The sequence below is a fragment of the Paraburkholderia sp. A3BS-1L genome, assembly GCF_051125215.1.
GTDB lineage: Bacteria > Pseudomonadota > Gammaproteobacteria > Burkholderiales > Burkholderiaceae > Paraburkholderia.
Genome location: NZ_CP120443.1, coordinates 1,991,475 through 2,009,525, shown reverse-complemented (window position 1 = coordinate 2,009,525; position 18,051 = coordinate 1,991,475). Strand labels below are relative to the sequence as shown.

Sequence of the window (18,051 nt, the reverse complement as noted above, 5' to 3'; positions counted from 1 at the left end):
GCGCCGCGGCGGCATATCTCCCGACCGCCCGGCTCGCGCGGCTGGGCTGTCGGCTGGACGGTCGGATGGACAGGTTCAAACGAATCGGTCGAAGTGAATCTGGTTGTACGGCACGCGATATTTTTGCATCAGCATTTCCTGCACGGCCTCTATCATGGGCGGCGGCCCTGCAAAATAGAATTCATACTGATCGAGTGGTACGTCGAGCGCGCGTTCAACCTCCGCGTGCACGAAGCCGGTCGCGCCCGACCAGGGTAGCGAGGCCTCCGGGGACGAAAGCACGATCGAAGTGCTCAGACGCTCTTGCGCAAGCTCGTCGAGTTCCGCGGCTGCGCCGAGATCGGCCTGCGTGCGCGCACCATAGAAGAAGTACACGCGCCGCTCGTCGGCCTGCGCAAGCGCACCGCGTGCGACGGAGAGCATGGGTGCGAAACCCGAGCCGCCCGCAATGCATACGACGTCGCGCGCGTTGTCGTCGCGTAGCCAGGCATGGCCGTAGGGCCCGTCCAACGCGATCTGGTCACCGACCCGGAGGGCGTCGAAGAGCGCGTTGCTGCCCGAGCCGCCAGGCACGCGCCGGATGATGAACTGCCACAGCCCCTCGCCGTTGGGCAGGTTGGACATCGAATAGGCCCGGGCGCCTTGCGTCTGGGAGGGGTAGAGCAGCGCGTATTGTCCCGCGCGGAACTGCGCTTGCGAGGGAATGCGAAACGTGAATTCGCTCAGGTCCGGCGTGAGCGCCCGGCGGGCCTCGAGTCTTGCGCGCAAGCGGGTGGGCGCCACGACAGGAAGATAACTGTCGTCGCAGCGCACGCGTATCGTGCAGTCGCCCAGCGGCCGCGACTGGCAGGCGAGGCGTTTGCCGCGCTTGCGCTCGCGTTCGTTGAGCCCCGGTGCTTGCGCCCAGAGCGTCTGCATCTCGCCTTCGACTAGCTCGAAGCGGCACGCGCCACATCCGCCGACACTGCATTCGTGCGGCAGGCCGACATCGGCGCGCAACGCCCCACGCAGCAGGGTGTCTTCCTCCGCGCAAACGCGGAACTGCGCGCCGCCCTCGATCGTAATCCGATGTTCCATTTCATGCGTCCAAAGTTTCGTGGCCGGCTTGCGCCGGCACTTGCTTTACTGCTCGATGCTTCGCAGGTTGGGTTTCAGAGACCGATCGCGCGCCTGAACTCGCGCGTGGCCTCCTTCGCGCTAGCGCTTGCAGCGGGGGCGTCGGGCAGGGCGGCGCACCAGGCCTCGATGGCGTCGTCGGCGAGCGGCTCCCACTTGCTCACCCACGCGCTCAGCACGGCGTGATTGCCCTCCTGCTCGAGCGCCATCCGGACCAGCGCGCTGGCCCAACGCCGGTGCCGCTGCGCGTCGATGAGCTGGGCGTCGGTGATGAGCCCGAGCAGGGTGTCGTCGTTCTGACGCGCCGCGACTCCGAGCCCGCGCAAGAGGGTTTCTTCCACGGCGGGGCGCACGACGAGGTTCAGCGCTACGAAGCATTCCGCCCAGTCCCACGCGGTGAGCGCCTGCTCGACGAGCTTGCGCCAGCCTTGCCATGCCGGGTCGCGCTCCCAGCCGCCGCGTTCTTCACTGCCGAAACCCAGGTCGGCGAAGGTCTGTGACAGCTCCTTGGTGCGATACGCCGTGTGGGTGAGCCAGCGCAGCGAGTCCGCAGTCTGGTACGCGGCACAGTTCGAGATCGTGGAAGCGGGCGCCATCTGGGTCAGATAGGCCGATCCCATTTGCAGTGCATGAAACAGAAAGCGCGCAGGCGTATAGAGACGTGCGAGCGTGCCTGCCCATGCCGGTGAGAGCATGGTGTCGTGGCCGCGTGTGGAAAACTGGTCGAGCAGCCCAAAAACATAGGTTTCCTGACCATCCTGCAACATGTTGTAGGTGCGATAGACGAGCTCGTCCGGGTCGCGAAACGCGTTCCAGTCGGGGTGCACCAACGGCGATGCGTTGCGGTTGCGCTTGAACCATTGCGCCATTTCGAAGTTCGGGTCGAGCTCGAAGGGCGCGTTGGGGTTGTCGGTCGTGTAATGCAGATTGGTCGAGACGATCTCGTACTCGCTCGGCTTGCGCCGCCGGGCGGCCAGATGGCTCCACGTTTTCAGTGGCTTGAGGACTTCGGGTTGGGTCATGCTCGTCTCCGGTTAAAGCGTTTTTTCGTAGTAAAAGCGCACATAGTCGTCGGTCGTCTCGATGCGGCCCGCAAACGAGCTGAGGTTGACTTCGAGCTCGGACATCCTGAACGGCCGGCCCAGCGTCTCCTCCAGCGTGGTGCGGCGCAGGATCAACTCGCCGTCCGTGTCGATGCGCACGTACGCCAGTTTGTCGTCGACGCGAATCGCCTTGCCCGGGTTGTCCTCGTGCGCGGCTTCGATGACGCCGGCTGTAATGCTGCCCGCACGAAGCACGGGCCCCACGCGGTTGTTGCGGTAGGCCTCGGCGGTGTTGTCGATGGTCATGGTGTGTTCTCCGGTAACTTCAGGATTGGGCAAAGAGCGGTTCGACATCGCCCACGGCAACGAAGACATCGTCGCCTTCGATCTTCACGGCGTACTCCGCGAGACGGCAATTGCCGGGGTTGATCCCTTCACCGGTATTCGCGTCGAAGGTCCACTGGTGCGCGCGGCACATCAGCACGCGGCCGTCGAACTTGCCTTCCACGAGCGGAATGTCCTGGTGCGGACAAATGCCCTGAAACGCGCGCGGCTCGCCGCCTTCGGGGCGCACCAGCACGATCACGTGGCCGTCCACTTCCACCTCGGTCATCTCGCCTTCCCACAGCTCGTCGAGCGTGCAAACTTTCTGGTACTTCATAACCGCCTCATTCGTCGCAAAAGATAAACTCGAGTGTTTCCATCGGCTTGATGTCGGTCTCTTCGAGCTTCGCACTACGTGCATAGAACTGCTCGCCGCCCTGGCGGCGCACCCGCACGACCTTGCCGGGGCGCGGCGCCACGCGCCGCCCCACCGAATGGTGAGCCGCAGCGGCGGCAACCTCGTCCATCGTGTTGCCGCTGTCCACTGCCACGAGCTGCAATACGAAGTCGTACTGAAAATTGGAAATCACAGGGAAAAGTGCCATGTCGTCCTCCTTCTGCTGGCCGCCTCAGGCGGCCTTTTGGCCGTAACGGGTGTTGCGGTATGCCTCGACCCACGCATACTTGTGCGCATCGTCTCCGATCTCGCCCGGTGCCAAACCCATGTACTGCAGTGCGCCCTGCAGATTGGGCGGCTGGATGTGGCCCGCGAGGAAGCGATCGACGAGCGTGAGGTGATCGCGGTAGCGCACTGGGTCTTGCTGGAATACCCAGCGGTCGATTTCGGAGTTGAAGTGATACGTGCGTCCGTTGTAATCGAGCGGATAATCCTTCACGTTCCAGCCGTTGCCCGGAATGGCGCAGATGGGCAACTGGCTCATGTTGCAGACGATCGGCAGCGTCTCGGGCACGGTGAGCTCGGGCTTGCCCGCGAGCAGGCTCTCGATGATGACGTCCCATGCCTTGCCGAACGTGTCATTCCAGCCGGGGTACTTTTCTTCGAGCCAATCGCGGCACTCGGGCGTCATGCCGGCGGCGGGGTTCCACCAGACCGTGGGGCGCCAGAACCAGATGCCGAGCTGGTACGCGTGGTGCTGGTAGTCGAACTCGTTGATCATCTGGTCCCAGTACCACGGCAGATCCAGGCCCAAATCGATCAGCGTGCGTTCGAACTGGCCGACGATCCACTCGCACATGAACTCCTTGAACGACTGCTTGCGATGCTCGAGCGGCGTCGCGTAGTCCATCGACGAGCCCGTGAGCAGACAGAAGAGGCGCCACGCGCGTGCGATGGCGATGTCCACGAGCTTCTGGGCTTCTTCCTTGCGGCCATTGGCGATCAGGATCTGCAACGCCGGGCCGCCGATTTGCGCATGGCGCGACTCGTCGGTCTGGATGCTGGAAATCAGGCTTGCGAAGGTAAAGTCGCCCGCTTCGGCCGCGTCGGCCGCGAGGCCGAGGAACTGCATGTTGGTGAAGCCGGTTTCGAACGCGAACGTGAGCATGACGGCGATCTCGATCGCGCTGCGCGACATGAACAGATCGTCGAACGTGCTGCGAGCGGCAATCGCACCCCACTCGTTCGTGTGATAGGCCTTGTGCGCCCAGTCGAACTGGCGGTCCTTCGCGCAGTAATCGTGCGGGAAATAGAGTTGCAGTTGGCCGTGACGGTTCTCGTCGAGCATGCCGAAGGTGGCCATGTTGCGCATGCCGGGTGCACGGCCGAAGCGCGCCATGCGTGCTTCGGCGCTCATGGCAGCGTACTCGCCGAGCGCAATGGCGCCGTAGTGGGACTTCAGGATGGAAAGCCAGCCGGGATCGGCGTCCTCGAACATGCGGCTGCGCTCCAGCGCCGCCTTCACGGAATAGGCTCCGGCGTCTTTTTCGCGCTGAACGCGGACGTACTCGGGATATGACGTCTTGTACGGCTCGTCATAGGTTTCCCAACTCGCCATGGGAATGCCCTGAGCGCCGGACATGAGATCGGGGAAGAGCTCGGACTCGGTGACGTAGGTCGGGGTCCAGTTGGTGGCACGGGCGATGTCGTACCAGGCCGCGCGTTCCAGTAACGCCATGTGATGTCTCCTTGTTGGGATGGGAATTGCGCCTGCCCCGGCACAACATCTGTCGCACCGGGCGGTTCCTCTCAGAGCAAGGTCGATGCCAGGGAGCAGGGCGTTGTCGTGTTGATGAGGGAAAATCCCGAGATTTTGTGGCGCCGGACATTGGGTTAGACGTGGTTGTGGTACACGATCCGGCCGTTTTTCCAATGACTGCGGCATTGTTTTGATGTTCTGCTGAAATCCGGGCGGTAATCGTGAACGGGCAGCACTTGATCAATTGGTGAAAATATCGATATTTATTCAGTGAGCACTAAAAACGTAAATTCCAGAATGAGTTAGACGTGCGGTGCGGAATCGTCTGTCGTGAATCGATAACCGGCGTAAAAAATTGGCAATTAGTTTGGATATCGAATGAAATGCTTCGCGCTCGACAAAGCCGGCCGATGGGTTCCGTTGATCCGTATCAATTGGGCCGTGGGGTTGCTCACCAGGATGAGCTTCATATCCACACGAACGTGGGCCTCGCCGGCTTGGCGTGCTGTCGCGATGGTCGACGTGCCGCATGGTTTCGTATGAACACATGCCTGCCGTCCGCGCAACGGAGAGCCAGAACCGAGGGCTTTGCAATGACTATTAGCGCTTCGCAGGGCACCTGCGCGGAAATCGGCGTTTGCGCGACGGATGGGACATTGCCATTTTTGGTGCTGGGTGTCGGCGCATCCGCGGGTGGCTTGCAGGCACTGGTGAACTTCATCGAGAACGCGCCGGCTTCAATGGATATGGCGTTCGTGGTCATTCTGCATCAGTGCGCAACGGACGACAGCCACGCAGTCCAGGTATTGCAACGCGCGACTGCAATGCCCGTATGCCGGACGTTGGCACAACGGCGATTCAGAAAGACCATGTCTATCTGCTTTCGCATGATCAGCATCTGTGCATATCGGATGGTCGTCTGTACGCGGGCGAGATCGAAGCGCCGAACGAAGCCTTTCCGGTTATCGACGAGTTCTTCCGCACGCTCGCGGCTGCACAAACGACGCGCGCCGTGGGCATTGGTTTGTCGGGGACGGGGACGGACGGCGCGCTGGGATTTGGCCGCATCAAGGAGCGCGGCGGGATAACGATCGCACAGGAGCCGAATGACGCGAAATTCGCCTGGCTCGGCGCCTGGAGGAATCAATTGGGCCAGGGTAGTCATGCACCTCCTCCGAAACGGAGCGCTTTTAAGGCCCGCGCCGCGTGGGTCCATTCACAGCCCAATTTATCGGTCTGATCAGCCTTCCCGCGGCAAAATTCTTTCAATGATGGGCCGCCAGTGTACTGCCGGCGGAAGCAGGACAGTACGTGGATCGCTCGCAGTGGGCTGTACATTGCCGCGTGATATCGCCGTTCCTAAACTGGACTCCAGATATCGAACGGGAGCGAACGATGCAGACCCATCAACTGCGCAGCCTTGCCGCCGCGACGTGGTGCACCCGATCATGAACCGCGCTCAAACGCTGTTCGTGGCGGGACACGCGCGGCTGCCCCAGGGCATGGCTGCTCAGCATCTGTTCGAGTCGTTGGCGGTCACCGTGGAGATCGACGCGAAATACGCGGTTATCCTCGAGGCTTCATGCACACTGGTCACGGAGCATGGGCGGACCTTCATTGGCGACCTGCTGCGAGGACACAGCCTGCGCGACGGCGCGGCGCCGGTCATCGACCGTGTGCAGCGTTGCTACATTGGCCGCGCCGGGCTCGCGCTCGTTGCGGCGCTCAAGGACTTGCATCTCCAGTACGAACGCAGTCTGTCCGAAGCGCCAGACACGCGCCCGGGCAATATTTCGCGCAGAGGGATGTAACGCGGTTCACCAGGCGCAGGCCTGTGCCGCGCCGGCTCGTTTCGCACCCATGCGAAACGGGTCGGCGCCGCCTCTACACCTTGCTCCGCGCAGGATGACGCCTGCAGCGACAGCACAGGTTCCCCGATTGCCATTCGCTGCGAGCTGTCGCGACGCGCCATGCGGCGTGGGCCGGCAGGACCGACACGCCGTCGAGGGCGCCAAGGCGCCCGCTCTCATCCAGCACAGTCACTCAAGGACAGATCATGCAACGAGAGCAGCTTTTCGCACGTCCCGCGTTCACTAATGTTGCCGGCGACGCCGGGTTTCGCGTCCAGCCGCACGTGGACCATCAGCGGCTTTATCACATCGAGCTCGACGAGCACGCGCTTGCCGACTTCTTCAAATCGCTCCGCTCGATGAGCAGCCAGCATCTGGAATATGTGCCGACCGCGCGCTTCATGCTCGCCAAGGCGCTGGACGAGCGCCTGGGTGCCGGCTTCAGGCAGACGCTGCGCGCGATCCTGCATGAGCGCGATAGTGGCGGCTTTACGATTGGGGTTCAGGGCGTCACATCGGATCATGAGGATTACGTGAAATTCGGCACGGCCATCGGCCATCTCATCGGGCCAGCGAACCACGACGCAATGTCCGGGGCGTTTTATGCGCGCTTCGTGGTCGAGGCCACCGATGCCAGCGATTCGTATCTGCGTCAGGCGTATCGTCGCTTCACGCTGCATACGGACGGTACGTTCGTCGACGAAGCAACGGACTGGCTGCTGATGATGAAGTTCTCCGAGCATCACGCACGCGGTGGCGAATCGAGACTGCTGCATCTCGACGACTGGGAGGAGCTCAAACGTTTCAGCGAGCATCCGCTCGGCGCGTATCCGTTTACCTACCGCTCACCTGCGAGCAAGAACATCACGCAATGCGTGGCGCGGCCGACGTTTTTCAAGGTCAATGACCGCGAGTGCATCTGCTATATCGACCAGTTCGTTTGTCCAGAAAGCATCGAGCATGCCGCGTGGCTGCAGGCGCTTTCCGATTCGATGGAGGCGTCTGCTGGCACCTCGGCACTGCCGTTGCCGGCGGGGGACCTGATTGTGCTGAACAATCAGTTCTGGCTGCATGGCCGGGCGCCGTTCGAACCCGATGCGCAACTGCATCGGGAATTGATGCGCCAGCGTGGCCGCTTTTCATCGCGGTGAAGAAGGTGGCGACGGCCACCACATACGAGCTTGCGATCGGGGGCGGCGCCGTGCCTGAGCGCGCCCGTGGGGCGTACGGGATGCGCTAGCCGCACAGTGCGCGTGTATGGCTCGCAGCGGCAACACAGCATGGGTGCGAAGCCGCTCTGCTGTGCATTGTTGGGCCAATTTTGCCTTTCTACTCTCGTTCTATCCGCTTCGGATCGGGCTCCTCATCGGGAGCCCGGAAAAACACTTATCAGATGGAGACAGCAATGGCACGAGATGTTGATCCGATTACGCTTGCCGTCGTGCGCGGCGTGCTCGAAACCACGCAGCGCGAGATGACCATGACGCTGGAGAAGACCGCACGCTCGAGTGTATTCAACGTTGCGCACGACTACAGCAATGCGATCTTCAACGAACGGCCTGAGATGGTCCTGCAAGGCCAGGATATTCCTATCCACCTGGGCGGGCTGATTCCGGCCATGAAAGAGGTCGCACGTTTCTTCGGCGATGATCTCCACGACGGCGACATCATTTACCACAACGACCCGGTCTACAAAGGCAGCCATATCGTCGACTGCTGCATGTACAAGCCGGTGTTTTACAAGGGCGAGTTGGCGTTCTGGACGGTGTGCAAGGGCCACGTGACCGACATTGGTGGCCCGGTACCCGCGGGCTATAACCCGGATGCGAAGGAGATCTACGCAGAGGGTCTTCGCATTCCGCCTGTGAAGCTCTGGGACCGTGGCGTCGAGCGTTACGACATGGTCAACTTCATGTTGAGCAACATGCGCTCGCGCCGCGACCAGGAGGGCGATCTGAAGGCGCAGCTTGGCGCGGTCAACGTTGGCGCGCGCAACCTGATCGCGCTGCTCGACAAATACGGTGTCGAGACGGTGCGTGCATGTATCGACGAGCTGATGGACATGGCCGATCGACATATGCGCCAGATCATCCGCGCGGTACCGGACGGCACCTATGAGGCGAGCGCGATACTGGAGGATTCGGGCCACGGCTTCGGCGAGATCGAGATCAAGGCGACCGTGGACATCGCAGCGGATTCGTGCCGCATCCGTATCGAGAGTCCGCCGCAGATTCCCTACTTCATTAACTCCTACGAAGGCAATTCGATCTCGGGCGTCTACCTCGGCCTGATGATGTTCGCCCAGCTCGATCCACCGTATAACGAGGGCTTGTACCGCTGTGTGAGCGTCGACCTTGGCCCGAAGGGGACACTGTGCAACGCGCGCGAGCCCGCGCCGCACGTGAACTGCACGACGACACCGATGGAAACGCTCGCCGACGCGGTGCGCCTCGCACTGGAAAAGGCGCAGCCCGAGCGTGCAGTCGGCTCATGGGGCCACTCGAGCGGGGTGAATATCGCAGGACACGATCAAAGAAACGATGAGGAATACGTCACGATGGTGCTGGCGTCGCTCGTATCGGGCGCGGGCGCAACCGGCTACATGGATGGCTGGCATGCGTGCGGGCCACAGTCCTGTTTCGGAGCGCTGTATTCGGGCGACATCGAGACGCTCGAATATTCGTATCCGATCCTGATCCATCGTTACGGGCTGGTCACGGACAGTGCAGGAGCGGGCCAGTATCGCGGTGGCAGCGGCACGGTCTGGGAAGTCGAGCCAATCGGCCATGAAATGACGGTCGTGAGTTTCGGAGAGGGACGCAAGCTGCCCGCGATCGGCGCCAACGGCGCGTCGAGCGCCTTGCCGGAGACGAAACTCGGCCGCGTCGACCTGAAGCGCCACGGCAAGGTGATCGAATCGCATCAGGAAAACTCGGTTATGACGGTGCGCGACGGCTATTGCCTCGCCACGTACAACCCAGGCGGCGGAGGTTGGGGATCGCCACTGTTGCGCGATCCTGAGCAGGTGGCGAGAGACGTGCGCAACGGCATTGTTTCAATCGGTGCGGCGCACGCCGAGTATGGGGTGGTAATCGACGAAGAAAGCCTGCGCGTGGACCGCGCCGCTACCGATGTGCTGCGCGCCAGCCGCCGCTAACCGCAAGACGAAGGAGACACCATGAACAGCAAGCAATATCGCCTGGGCGTTGACGCAGGCGGCACATTTACCGATTTCGTTCTCGCGGACGGCGCAGGCCAGATGCGCCTCTTCAAGGCCACTTCGACGCCCGAGGACGGCACCCGCGCCATCGCGGACGGGCTTGGACAGATTGCGCAGGCGCTTGGCCAGCCGGTCGGGCAAATCCTTTCGAATCTGGACTTGTGCGTCAATGGCACGACTGTCGCGCTGAACGCGCTGATCCAGCACAAGGGTGTGAAGACAGGCCTCATCTGCACGGCCGGCCACGAGGATTCGCTCGAAATCCGCCTCGGGCACAAGGAAGAAGGACACCGCTACGACGCCTGCTATCCGGCCGCGAAAATGCTCGTCGAGCGCTATTTGCGCAGACCGATCCGCGAGCGCATTCTGGCCGACGGCACGGTGCACACGCCGCTGAACGAGGACGACGTGCGCGCCGCGTGCGAACTGTTCCGCCGCGAAGGCGTGGAGGCCGTCGCGGTCTCGTTCGTGTGGTCCGTTGCCAACGGCGCTCACGAGCGGCGCGCCGCAGAGATCGTGCGCGAGATGCTGCCGCATGTGTATGTGTCAGTGGGTCTCGAAGTGTTTCCGCAGATGCGCGAATACACGCGCACCTCGACGACCGTTGTGAACGCGTATCTCGGCCCCGTGCTCTCACGCTACGTGAGCCGTATCGAACGCTTCTACCTCGACAACGGGGTCGAGTCGCCGGTGCGCTTCTATCAGTCGAACGGCGGCATGGCGTCGCCTGCCGCGATGGCCTCGCGCGCCGTCAATGCGATCAACTCGGGGCCGGCGTCCGCGCCGCGCGCGGCGCTGTTCGTCGCAAAGCCGTTTGGCTATCGCAATCTGATTACCGTCGACATGGGCGGGACGTCGTTCGATATCACGCTGACCAAGGACGGCGTGACGAACGTGAACAAGGATATCGACTTCCTGCGCTACCGGATCGGCACGCCGATGATCCAGGTGGAGACCCTTGGTGCGGGCGGCGGCTCGATCGCGTGGATCGACGCGATGGGGCTGCTGAAGGTCGGGCCGCAGAGCGCCGGCGCCGTGCCAGGGCCGGTGTGCTATATGCGCGGCGGTACGGAGCCGACGGTGACCGACGCAAACGTCGTGCTCGGCTACCTGAATCCGGAGTCGTTGCTCGGCGGCCGGGTGAAGATTGACGGAAAGGCTTCGCAGGCTGCGATCGAAACGCACATCGCGAAGCCGCTCGGGCTTGGTGTTGGCAAGGCGGCATACGGCATTTACAACATCGTCAACGTGAACATGATCAACGGCATCCGGCGGGTTTCGATCGAGCGCGGCTACGATCCTCGCGACTTTGTCCTGATCGCTGCCGGTGGCGCAACCTCGCTGCACATCGCGGGCCTCGCGCGCGAGATTGGCGTGAAGACGGTGCTGGTGCCCAAGCTGGCCTCGGGGCTGTGTGCGTTCGGGCAACTGCTTTCCGATGTCAAGTATAACTACATGGCCGCGTGCCCGATGCGCATCGAGCCGCACACGTCGTTCGAGCGCGTGCAGCGGCAGTTCGACCGGCTCGAGGCCGACGCGGTGGCGGCGCTCGAACGCGAGGGCTTCCCGCGCGAGCGCATCCAGGTCGAGCGCCAGCTCGACATGCGCTATTGCGGCCAAGTGCATGAGTGCTCGGTGAACATCGGCGCCATGGAGGTCAGCAGGGAGACCATCGGCCAAATTCGCGAGTTGTTCGACGAGCGCCACAAGCAGCTTTTCACGTACGCGGAGCCGGAAAGCCAGGTGGAGATCGTGAACATCGAAAGCACCGTGTACGGCGTGCTCGAGCAGCCGCCCGCGCAGACCATCGACGCGGGATCTGGCGAAGTGGAGATTGCGATCAAGGAGCGGCGCAACATGATCTTCGGGCGAGGGCAGGACGTCGAGACGGTGCATGCGCCGGTATACGACGGCACGTTGCTGGGTGCGGGCGACGTGGTTGCCGGCCCTGCGGTCATTGAGGAGGTGACGACCTCGATCGTGTTGCCGCCGCAATGGAGCGCGCGCCTTGACGCAACGGGCGTCTACGTGCTGACGGACGAAGGCGAAGCGGCCTGACGCTGAATCGGTGTGGCGGGCCGTGCGTCGCACGGCTCGCCCGACGATGAAGCAGGCAGGATTCCTGGCGCTTGATTACACCAAAATTATTTCGGAGGACTTATGGAGATTGATGCCAATGCGGACAAGCACGACAGCAGCTATGCCGCAAGCCCGGTTCCTGACGACGCACGCATGTCGCGGGGCTCATTGACCATGGCGTGGTGGGCGATCTGCAGCGCGATGTTCTGGCTGGTGGTATCCGCTACGCTCGCTATCCATTTCGGCACTGTCAATGCGCTGATCGGGCTTGCGCTTTCGGTCGCCGTCTACAGTGTGATCAATCGGGTGATCGTGCGCTTCGCGATCTCGAGCGGATTGTCGGTTGCGCTGTTTTCGCGCGTCGTGTTCGGCAGTTTCGGCGCGCCGCTGGCGACCCTGATTTTCTTCGCAACGGCGATCTACTATGCGCTATTCGAAGGCTCGGTGATCGCCATTGCGATCAACGCCTACTTTCCGTCCATCTCGCTGCATCTGGCCTACCTGTTTGTCGTGACCTATAGTGTGCTGCTCGTGTTCGGCAGCGTGCAGCGCTGGCTCGACAAGTTCAACGGCGTGCTGCTGCCGTTTTACCTGATCGGTCTCGTGGCAGCGCTGATCGCCGCATTCTCCGCGAGCGGCGACCACAGCGCCTGGCTGCATCTGGGGCCGTCCGGCGGCGCGCCGGCAAATGGGTGGTGGAACTGCTTCACCGCATTCATGGGGGTTTGGATTCTCATGATGTACACGTGGGACTACGCGCGCTTCGGCAAGAAGCAGGACGCCGCCTATCACGCGAACCTGAACTTCGGTTGGATCTTCTACACGTTCACGTTCCTCTGCAACGGCGTGGCGGGCATCTTTCTCGCTGGCACGCTTGCGACCCAAGGCGCGTTGAGCGAAGTGTCGGTTGTCATGGCGTTGCTCAAACTCATGGGTTTCGGCGGGCTGCTGTTCGTCTGGGTCACCCAGACGCGCATTAACACGGCGAACTTCTATCTCGCGTCGACGAACATGCACGCATTTTTTCAAAGTGCGATCGGGCTGCATTTGCCGGAATTCGTCTGGTCAATCATAGTTGGCGCGCTCGTCTACGCGCTCATGCTCACGAACGTCTTCAGCTTCATCCTGCAGGCGCTCGCGTATCAGGGGATCTTCGTCGTTGCGTGGGTTGCGATCTCCGTCACGCATATCGTGTCGCCGCACTACAACGCGATTTTCGGTGGAGCGATCGAATATCGGCGCGAGCGCGTGGTCGCGCTCAATCTGTGCGGGCTCGGCGCGTGGCTCGCAGCAACCGCGATCGGCATCGCGCTGCTCGAATGCGGCGGCGCCGTCGCGACATTCTCTGCTCCCGCGGCGGCCGTGAGCGCGGCGCTTGTCTATCGCGCGGCCCTGACGCTCGCTGGCAAGGGGACGTTCGTGCGCGACGTGGTGCTCTAAGCAGTTTCGCGCGGTGCATGGCGAGGTGAGCACGCCCCCGTGCCGCGGACACCCATTCAACATCAAATCAACATGGAAGAGACAATGAAAAAATTCGTGAGCGCAGGACTGCCGCTCCTGCTGCTTGCAGGCGGTGCGCAGGCGCAGAGCTCGGTCACGCTATATGGCGTGGTCGACCTTGGCATCGACTACGCGAACAACGTGGTGAACGCGAGCAACGGCCAGGCGGTGGCGGGCAGCGGCGGCCGGCTCGTTCAGATTCAGAGCGGCGTGCCGCTCGGCAGCCGCTGGGGCGTCAAGGGTACAGAGGATCTGGGCGGGGGCTTGAGCGCGATTTTCCGGCTCGAAAGCGGCTTTGACGCCGCAAATGGTCAGGCGGGTGGCGGCCTTGCGTTTTCACGCAACGCTTATGTCGGCATTCAGTCCGTGAGCTACGGCACGCTCACGCTTGGCCGGCAATGGGATGCAAACGTCGATCTGCTGGAACCGTTCACGCTGAATGGGCAATACGGAGGATGGTACTTCGCACATCCGAACGATATGGACAATCTCGACAACGGCTTTTCGGTGCCGAACGCGATCAAGTACGTGAGCCCAGCGATTGCGGGTATCACTTTCGAAGGCCATTACTCGCCTGGCGGCCACGCGGGCGCGTTTTCGACCGATTCGACCTGGAGCGCGGCGCTCGCATACGCCGGCGGCGCAATTAGCGCGGGTGTTGGCTATCTCCACGTTGGCGATCCGCTGACGGCTGTAGCGGGTTACGCGTCGGGTGGCGGCTTCACCAACGCCATTTATGGCGACGCGCTTGCACGTGCCCGCAGCCAGAGCGTGCTCGCAATGGGCGCGTCGTACGTGTGGGGCTCGCTGAAAATGTCAGCGGATTTTTCGGACACCGCGTTTCGCTCGGCGGTTGGCGGCGGCGACATGACGTTCCAGAATTATGAAATCTCCGGAACGTACTCGGTCACGAGCGCATTGCTTCTTGGCGCGGGTTTCACCTATACGATCGGGCACGCGCACGTGAGCGACACCACGCCGAAGTATCAGCAGGCCAACCTGATCGCGCAGTACGCGCTTTCCAAACGCACGTTCCTCTATGCGATGGGCGCCTTCCAGAACGCCTCAGGCGACGCGCCCGTGGCCCAGATTGCGGGCTTCAATCCGTCGAGCACGAGCAGGCAGGTCGCGGCGAGGCTTGGCGTGACGCATCAGTTCTAACGGGCGCAGGATAGGCATAAAGATGGCGCAAGCGGCATTCGCCGGCTTGCGCTGCTTTTGCGCTGCGCTACGCGAGAGCCAGAAACTCGAACAGCGCATCGTGATCGCAATAGCCGACATTGAAGCGCAGCCAGGGCGTGGTTGCCTCGTCGTGCATGAACAGATGACCGGGCGCGAGATAGATGTCCATGTCGAGTGCGCGGTTAGAGAGCGCGCGCGAGTCGTTGTGGGACGGATGGCGTGCCCACACGAACAGTCCATCGTGTGCGTCGTTGAACAACACCATACCCGCCTGGACGAGCTTGCGCCGCGTTTCGTCCTGCGCGCGCGACAGGTTATCGCGCAGCCCCTTGAGATGCTTGCGATAGCGGCCATCGGTGAGAAGTTGATAGACGAAGCGCTCACTGATCTCTGAACTCGTGAGGCCGGTAATCATCTTGAACTGCGTGAGGTCCTCGACGAGGTCCGGATGCGCGGCGATATAGCCGGCGCGCAGGGCCGGAGAAGCCGTTTTCGAAAAGCTGCCCACATAGATCACGCGCTCGAGCTGGTCCATGCTCGCAAGAGGGCGGCGGGCCGCGCTGTCGAGGTCGGCGCATACGTCGTCTTCTACGATCAGGAAGTCGTGTTGCGTGGCAAGCTGGAGCATCCGGTGTGCGGTGGCAGTCGAGCACGACGCGCCCGTTGGATTGTGCAGCCGCGGATTCGTGAACCAGGCGCGCGGCTTGTGTTCGCGCAGCAACTGCTCGAGGACCGCGATGTCCGGGCCAAGCGGCGTCCACGGCACGCCGACGATATTCACGCCGAGCCGCTTCAGATGGAGGAACAGCAGGCTGTACCCGGGCGAATCGACAAACACCGTGTCCGCGGGCTTGATGAGCAGATGGATCAGAAGCCCGAGCGCGTGCGCGGCGCCAGTCGTCATCAGCAACTGCTCGGGCGGGCAGAAGACCTCTTGCTGATTGAGCCAGTCGGAGATCTTCCAACGCAGCGGCAGATAGCCCTTGGGCGTGCCGTAGCCGGCCATCGAGCCGTTCGTATGGAGCGACATGTTGCGCATTGCGCGTCGCAGGCCTTCTTCGTCCAGCCAGCGCGGCGCAATCCAGCCGCAGCCCGGGTTGATTTCGACGTTATGGTTTTGCCAGATGCGGTTTGGCATCCACAGCGAATCGAAGCCCGCGGCTTCGTCGCTACGTGCGTCGTAATCGCGCCGACCGCCGCGCTGAAAACTGCGCACGAAGAATCCGGCGTTCTGGCGCGGCACCAGCAGGCCGTCGGCGACCAGCCGGTCATAGGCGTCCACGACAGTCGACACGCTGACGCCGTGCGATTCCGCGAAGCTGCGGATCGACGGAATCTTCATGCCGGATTGGAGCTTGCCGTCTTCAATCAGCGTGCGGAAGTGATCGACGATGCGCTGCACGAGCGACCGGGACGTATCGGGCATGGTCATATACACGGCATCTCTCCTTTTGTCCTGGGTGCTGCGGGCCCGCGCGCCATCCGGCACGACGGAACCCGTTGATTCGCACTCTACAAAGCGGAAAAGCCGCCCACTTGCACAGTGGCGCACAAAAGCCTGGACTGGAGCGCCCGGATGGTGGGCGATCGGGATGCAGGGCTGGTAAGGATTTTGTCAGGAGAATGCCGGCCGCGCGGGGCTGCCTGAGCCGAGGCTTACGGGGTGTCGCCTTCGTACCGGGCAGGCGAAACGCCGGTGGCCTGGCGGAACACGCGGCTGAACCAGGCGGGATCGGAGAAGCCTACGGCATACGCGATTTGCGTGACGCTCAGGCGTAGCTGCGCGCGGTTTGCGAGAAGGCGCTTTGCCTCGAGAATGCGGCGTTCGCGGATGGTTGCCGAGATGGTTTCCTGCCGCTCCGAAAAAATCTTCTGCAGATAGCGCTCGGACACGCCGACCGCGCGCGCGATGCCGGACGGATCGAGCGCCGGGTCGCAGAAGTGCTGCTCAATCGCACGCAAGGCGCGCTGCCGGTGTGCGCTGCGCACGGACGTTTCGCTGCTGATGGCGTCGGCGCCAAGGAGTGCCATTGCCAGCAAATCGAGCAGTTGCTGCTCCAGCCGCTCGTGGTGCGCCGGCAGCAGTGCAGGGCCATGCTGGCCATAGGAGGCCGCGAAATCGAGAAAGAGCGCCACCAGTGGCTGGCTCGAGTCGCATGTTGTTGCGACCCAGTCGTCGAGGCTCGGCAGGCGTGCGCGGAGCGAGCGGCATGGAATGCGCAAGGTGCGGACCTCGTTATGTTGCGCAGTCTCGAACGTGTAGCCCTCCGCGCCGTTGACGACCGTGAAGCCGCCCGGGCGAACGATGGCCTCGCGGCCGCGCTGCGCGACCCGTACTGACGCCTCCCGAGGTATTTCCACCACGTAGAAGTCGCGCCCGTCCGGCATGGCGCGCGACGCGCGGCGCTCGGTCAGCATTGGATCGGTCTTCAGCGTGCATGCGCGTATGTTTCCGATATCGACGCGCGTGAGCAGGCCCGAGCGAAAGTCGCGGCCAATCTTCACGTCGAGCGGGAAGTAATTGTCGTGGAGGATCTTGAACCATGCCTGTACGCCGGTGTGAACCTGCCCGGAAGCGTTGAGGTCGACATTGAAGGTGCGAGCTGGCGACGCACTTCGTGCGATGCTCCCGCCATTTTCAGTCATGCTCGTCATCTCCTTGCTGAAATGGGGCGCTGTGCGACAGGCGTTGAGCACCGGGCAGCGCTACGCAACGGTATCGCTACGTCAATCCACGCGCAATTCGGATCCGCCCGGGGCATGCCTGCAACGTGCAGGTGTCGTCGCAGTCAGGTGCTGCAGAGGTGATGCCGGTTTGTCACCGTGTCACGAAAGCGATACACGTTGCGCAACGCCATGGCTGCTCAAGGGCGTTGACTCGAGTGGCACTGTCCTTGCATGCAGCCAACCTCCCATGTCCAACTATCGAAGGGAGGAAGTAACGATGAGTCTCGATTTGACGTTCCGCGCAGGCGAAGCCACCGTATTCGCGGCGCCCGGCCAGGTGACCGACGCGATGCCCGAAGTCCTGATAGGCCGCGTCGACGGACCGGTCGGTCACGCGTTCGCCAATATGATGGCGCAGAGCAAAGGACACACGGCCATGTTCGCGATTCGCGCCTGCAATCAGATGGTTCGCCCTGCCACGATGATCGTCCCAAAGGTGACGCTCAAAGACATGGCCACTATCGAGTTGTTTGGTGGCGTCGTGCAGTCGGCTACGTCGGATGCCATTGTCGATTGCCTGATCGAAGGGATCTTGCCTAAAGACCAGGCCAACGAGCTATGCATCATCAGCCTCGTGTGGATCGATCCGCGCTGCGCCACGGAGGCCAATCTCGATAAACGGGACATGTACCGCACGAACTACGAGGCAACCAAACTTGCCGTTCAACGCGCCATGAACAACGAACCGGGCGTTGAGACGCTTATCGCCAACCGACACACCGTCAGGCACGATATGGACGACTGGAGTTCAAGCGCGGTTTGAAGCGCGCCTTTACACCCCTTGGAAGGGAGCCGCTGTCAACGCGGCCAGCCTCTAGCCGCTGACTTGAATGCCGTGCGTAGTGTTCCTGGCC

16 protein-coding genes and 1 pseudogene are annotated in these 18,051 nt (G+C 62.5%); 9 read left to right on the top strand and 8 right to left on the bottom strand.

Annotation, left to right across the window (positions count from 1 at the left end):
* Positions 1-75: 75 nt before the first annotated feature.
* The 6 genes from P5W99_RS24215 to P5W99_RS24190 form a co-directional block, all read right to left on the bottom strand.
* A complete protein-coding gene (locus tag P5W99_RS24215; protein ID WP_434663371.1) occupies positions 76-1,077 on the bottom strand; it encodes a 2Fe-2S iron-sulfur cluster-binding protein in 1,002 nt (333 codons plus the stop codon).
* A 74-nt stretch (positions 1,078-1,151) separates the two neighbouring features.
* Positions 1,152-2,138 (bottom strand): aromatic/alkene monooxygenase hydroxylase subunit beta, encoded by a 987-nt coding sequence (locus tag P5W99_RS24210; protein WP_434663369.1) that lies wholly within the window; start codon positions 2,136-2,138, stop codon positions 1,152-1,154.
* Between the two features lie 12 nt (positions 2,139-2,150).
* Positions 2,151-2,465 carry an MmoB/DmpM family protein gene (locus P5W99_RS24205; RefSeq protein ID WP_421025910.1) on the bottom strand — a complete coding sequence of 105 codons (315 nt, stop codon included), beginning with the start codon at positions 2,463-2,465 and terminating at the stop codon, positions 2,151-2,153.
* Between the two features lie 19 nt (positions 2,466-2,484).
* Positions 2,485-2,820: a Rieske 2Fe-2S domain-containing protein gene (locus P5W99_RS24200; protein WP_421025909.1), complete on the bottom strand. Its 336-nt coding sequence runs from the start codon at positions 2,818-2,820 to the stop codon at positions 2,485-2,487.
* 7 nt (positions 2,821-2,827) lie between these two features.
* Positions 2,828-3,088 carry a toluene-4-monooxygenase system B family protein gene (locus P5W99_RS24195; RefSeq protein ID WP_421025908.1) on the bottom strand — a complete coding sequence of 87 codons (261 nt, stop codon included), beginning with the start codon at positions 3,086-3,088 and terminating at the stop codon, positions 2,828-2,830.
* Positions 3,089-3,112: 24 nt separating this feature from the next.
* On the bottom strand, positions 3,113-4,618 hold the full coding sequence (locus tag P5W99_RS24190; protein ID WP_421025907.1) for a toluene monooxygenase: 1,506 nt from the start codon (positions 4,616-4,618) through the stop codon (positions 3,113-3,115).
* Between the two features lie 404 nt (positions 4,619-5,022).
* Between P5W99_RS24190 and P5W99_RS24185 the strand changes: the two are divergent.
* From P5W99_RS24185 to P5W99_RS24150, 8 genes and pseudogenes are all read left to right on the top strand, one after another.
* Positions 5,023-5,427 (top strand): annotated as a pseudogene (locus P5W99_RS24185) (chemotaxis protein CheB); the annotation flags it as partial.
* Between the two features lie 44 nt (positions 5,428-5,471).
* Positions 5,472-5,879 (top strand): chemotaxis protein CheB, encoded by a 408-nt coding sequence (locus P5W99_RS24180; protein ID WP_421025906.1) that lies wholly within the window; start codon positions 5,472-5,474, stop codon positions 5,877-5,879.
* A 208-nt stretch (positions 5,880-6,087) separates the two neighbouring features.
* Positions 6,088-6,450, top strand: a complete 363-nt coding sequence (locus tag P5W99_RS24175) for a DUF3870 domain-containing protein (RefSeq protein WP_421025905.1) — start codon at positions 6,088-6,090, stop codon at positions 6,448-6,450.
* A 245-nt stretch (positions 6,451-6,695) separates the two neighbouring features.
* On the top strand, positions 6,696-7,640 hold the full coding sequence (gene glaH / locus P5W99_RS24170) for a glutarate dioxygenase GlaH (protein WP_434663365.1): 945 nt from the start codon (positions 6,696-6,698) through the stop codon (positions 7,638-7,640).
* Positions 7,641-7,894: 254 nt separating this feature from the next.
* Positions 7,895-9,646, top strand: coding sequence for a caprolactamase subunit beta (gene capB / locus P5W99_RS24165; RefSeq protein WP_434663363.1), 1,752 nt, complete (start codon positions 7,895-7,897; stop codon positions 9,644-9,646).
* A gap of 21 nt (positions 9,647-9,667) precedes the next feature.
* Positions 9,668-11,767 (top strand): caprolactamase subunit alpha, encoded by a 2,100-nt coding sequence (gene capA / locus P5W99_RS24160; RefSeq protein WP_421025902.1) that lies wholly within the window; start codon positions 9,668-9,670, stop codon positions 11,765-11,767.
* 102 nt (positions 11,768-11,869) lie between these two features.
* Complete coding sequence (locus tag P5W99_RS24155; protein ID WP_421025901.1) at positions 11,870-13,228, top strand: purine-cytosine permease family protein; 1,359 nt, start codon at positions 11,870-11,872, stop codon at positions 13,226-13,228.
* An 84-nt stretch (positions 13,229-13,312) separates the two neighbouring features.
* Positions 13,313-14,449, top strand: a complete 1,137-nt coding sequence (locus P5W99_RS24150; protein WP_434663361.1) for a porin — start codon at positions 13,313-13,315, stop codon at positions 14,447-14,449.
* A gap of 67 nt (positions 14,450-14,516) precedes the next feature.
* On the opposite strand, the gene P5W99_RS24145 is transcribed toward P5W99_RS24150, so the two are convergent.
* Together P5W99_RS24145 and P5W99_RS24140 are read right to left on the bottom strand one after the other, a co-directional pair.
* Positions 14,517-15,902 carry a PLP-dependent aminotransferase family protein gene (locus tag P5W99_RS24145; protein ID WP_434664481.1) on the bottom strand — a complete coding sequence of 462 codons (1,386 nt, stop codon included), beginning with the start codon at positions 15,900-15,902 and terminating at the stop codon, positions 14,517-14,519.
* A gap of 224 nt (positions 15,903-16,126) precedes the next feature.
* On the bottom strand, positions 16,127-17,116 hold the full coding sequence (locus P5W99_RS24140; protein WP_421025899.1) for a helix-turn-helix transcriptional regulator: 990 nt from the start codon (positions 17,114-17,116) through the stop codon (positions 16,127-16,129).
* Positions 17,117-17,414: 298 nt separating this feature from the next.
* Here P5W99_RS24140 and fae point away from each other — a divergent pair, with 298 nt between their 5' ends.
* A complete protein-coding gene (gene fae, locus P5W99_RS24135) occupies positions 17,415-17,960 on the top strand; it encodes a formaldehyde-activating enzyme (protein ID WP_421025898.1) in 546 nt (181 codons plus the stop codon).
* Positions 17,961-18,051 lie beyond the last annotated feature (91 nt).

Excerpts from the sequence above, each read along its gene's own strand:
- P5W99_RS24200 (WP_421025909.1), bottom strand. The coding sequence starts at position 2,820 with ATGAAGTACCAGAAAGTTTGCACGCTCGACGAGCTGTGGGAAGGCGAG.
- P5W99_RS24210 (WP_434663369.1), bottom strand. The coding sequence starts at position 2,138 with ATGACCCAACCCGAAGTCCTCAAGCCACTGAAAACGTGGAGCCATCTG.
- P5W99_RS24195 (WP_421025908.1), bottom strand. The coding sequence starts at position 3,088 with ATGGCACTTTTCCCTGTGATTTCCAATTTTCAGTACGACTTCGTATTG.
- P5W99_RS24205 (WP_421025910.1), bottom strand. The coding sequence starts at position 2,465 with ATGACCATCGACAACACCGCCGAGGCCTACCGCAACAACCGCGTGGGG.
- capB (WP_434663363.1), top strand. The coding sequence starts at position 7,895 with ATGGCACGAGATGTTGATCCGATTACGCTTGCCGTCGTGCGCGGCGTG.
- P5W99_RS24175 (WP_421025905.1), top strand. The coding sequence starts at position 6,088 with ATGAACCGCGCTCAAACGCTGTTCGTGGCGGGACACGCGCGGCTGCCC.
- P5W99_RS24155 (WP_421025901.1), top strand. The coding sequence starts at position 11,870 with ATGGAGATTGATGCCAATGCGGACAAGCACGACAGCAGCTATGCCGCA.
- P5W99_RS24215 (WP_434663371.1), bottom strand. The coding sequence starts at position 1,077 with ATGGAACATCGGATTACGATCGAGGGCGGCGCGCAGTTCCGCGTTTGC.
- capA (WP_421025902.1), top strand. The coding sequence starts at position 9,668 with ATGAACAGCAAGCAATATCGCCTGGGCGTTGACGCAGGCGGCACATTT.
- P5W99_RS24180 (WP_421025906.1), top strand. The coding sequence starts at position 5,472 with ATGCCGGACGTTGGCACAACGGCGATTCAGAAAGACCATGTCTATCTG.
- glaH (WP_434663365.1), top strand. The coding sequence starts at position 6,696 with ATGCAACGAGAGCAGCTTTTCGCACGTCCCGCGTTCACTAATGTTGCC.
- fae (WP_421025898.1), top strand. The coding sequence starts at position 17,415 with ATGAGTCTCGATTTGACGTTCCGCGCAGGCGAAGCCACCGTATTCGCG.
- P5W99_RS24145 (WP_434664481.1), bottom strand. The coding sequence starts at position 15,902 with ATGACCATGCCCGATACGTCCCGGTCGCTCGTGCAGCGCATCGTCGAT.
- P5W99_RS24150 (WP_434663361.1), top strand. The coding sequence starts at position 13,313 with ATGAAAAAATTCGTGAGCGCAGGACTGCCGCTCCTGCTGCTTGCAGGC.
- P5W99_RS24190 (WP_421025907.1), bottom strand. The coding sequence starts at position 4,618 with ATGGCGTTACTGGAACGCGCGGCCTGGTACGACATCGCCCGTGCCACC.
- P5W99_RS24140 (WP_421025899.1), bottom strand. The coding sequence starts at position 17,116 with ATGACTGAAAATGGCGGGAGCATCGCACGAAGTGCGTCGCCAGCTCGC.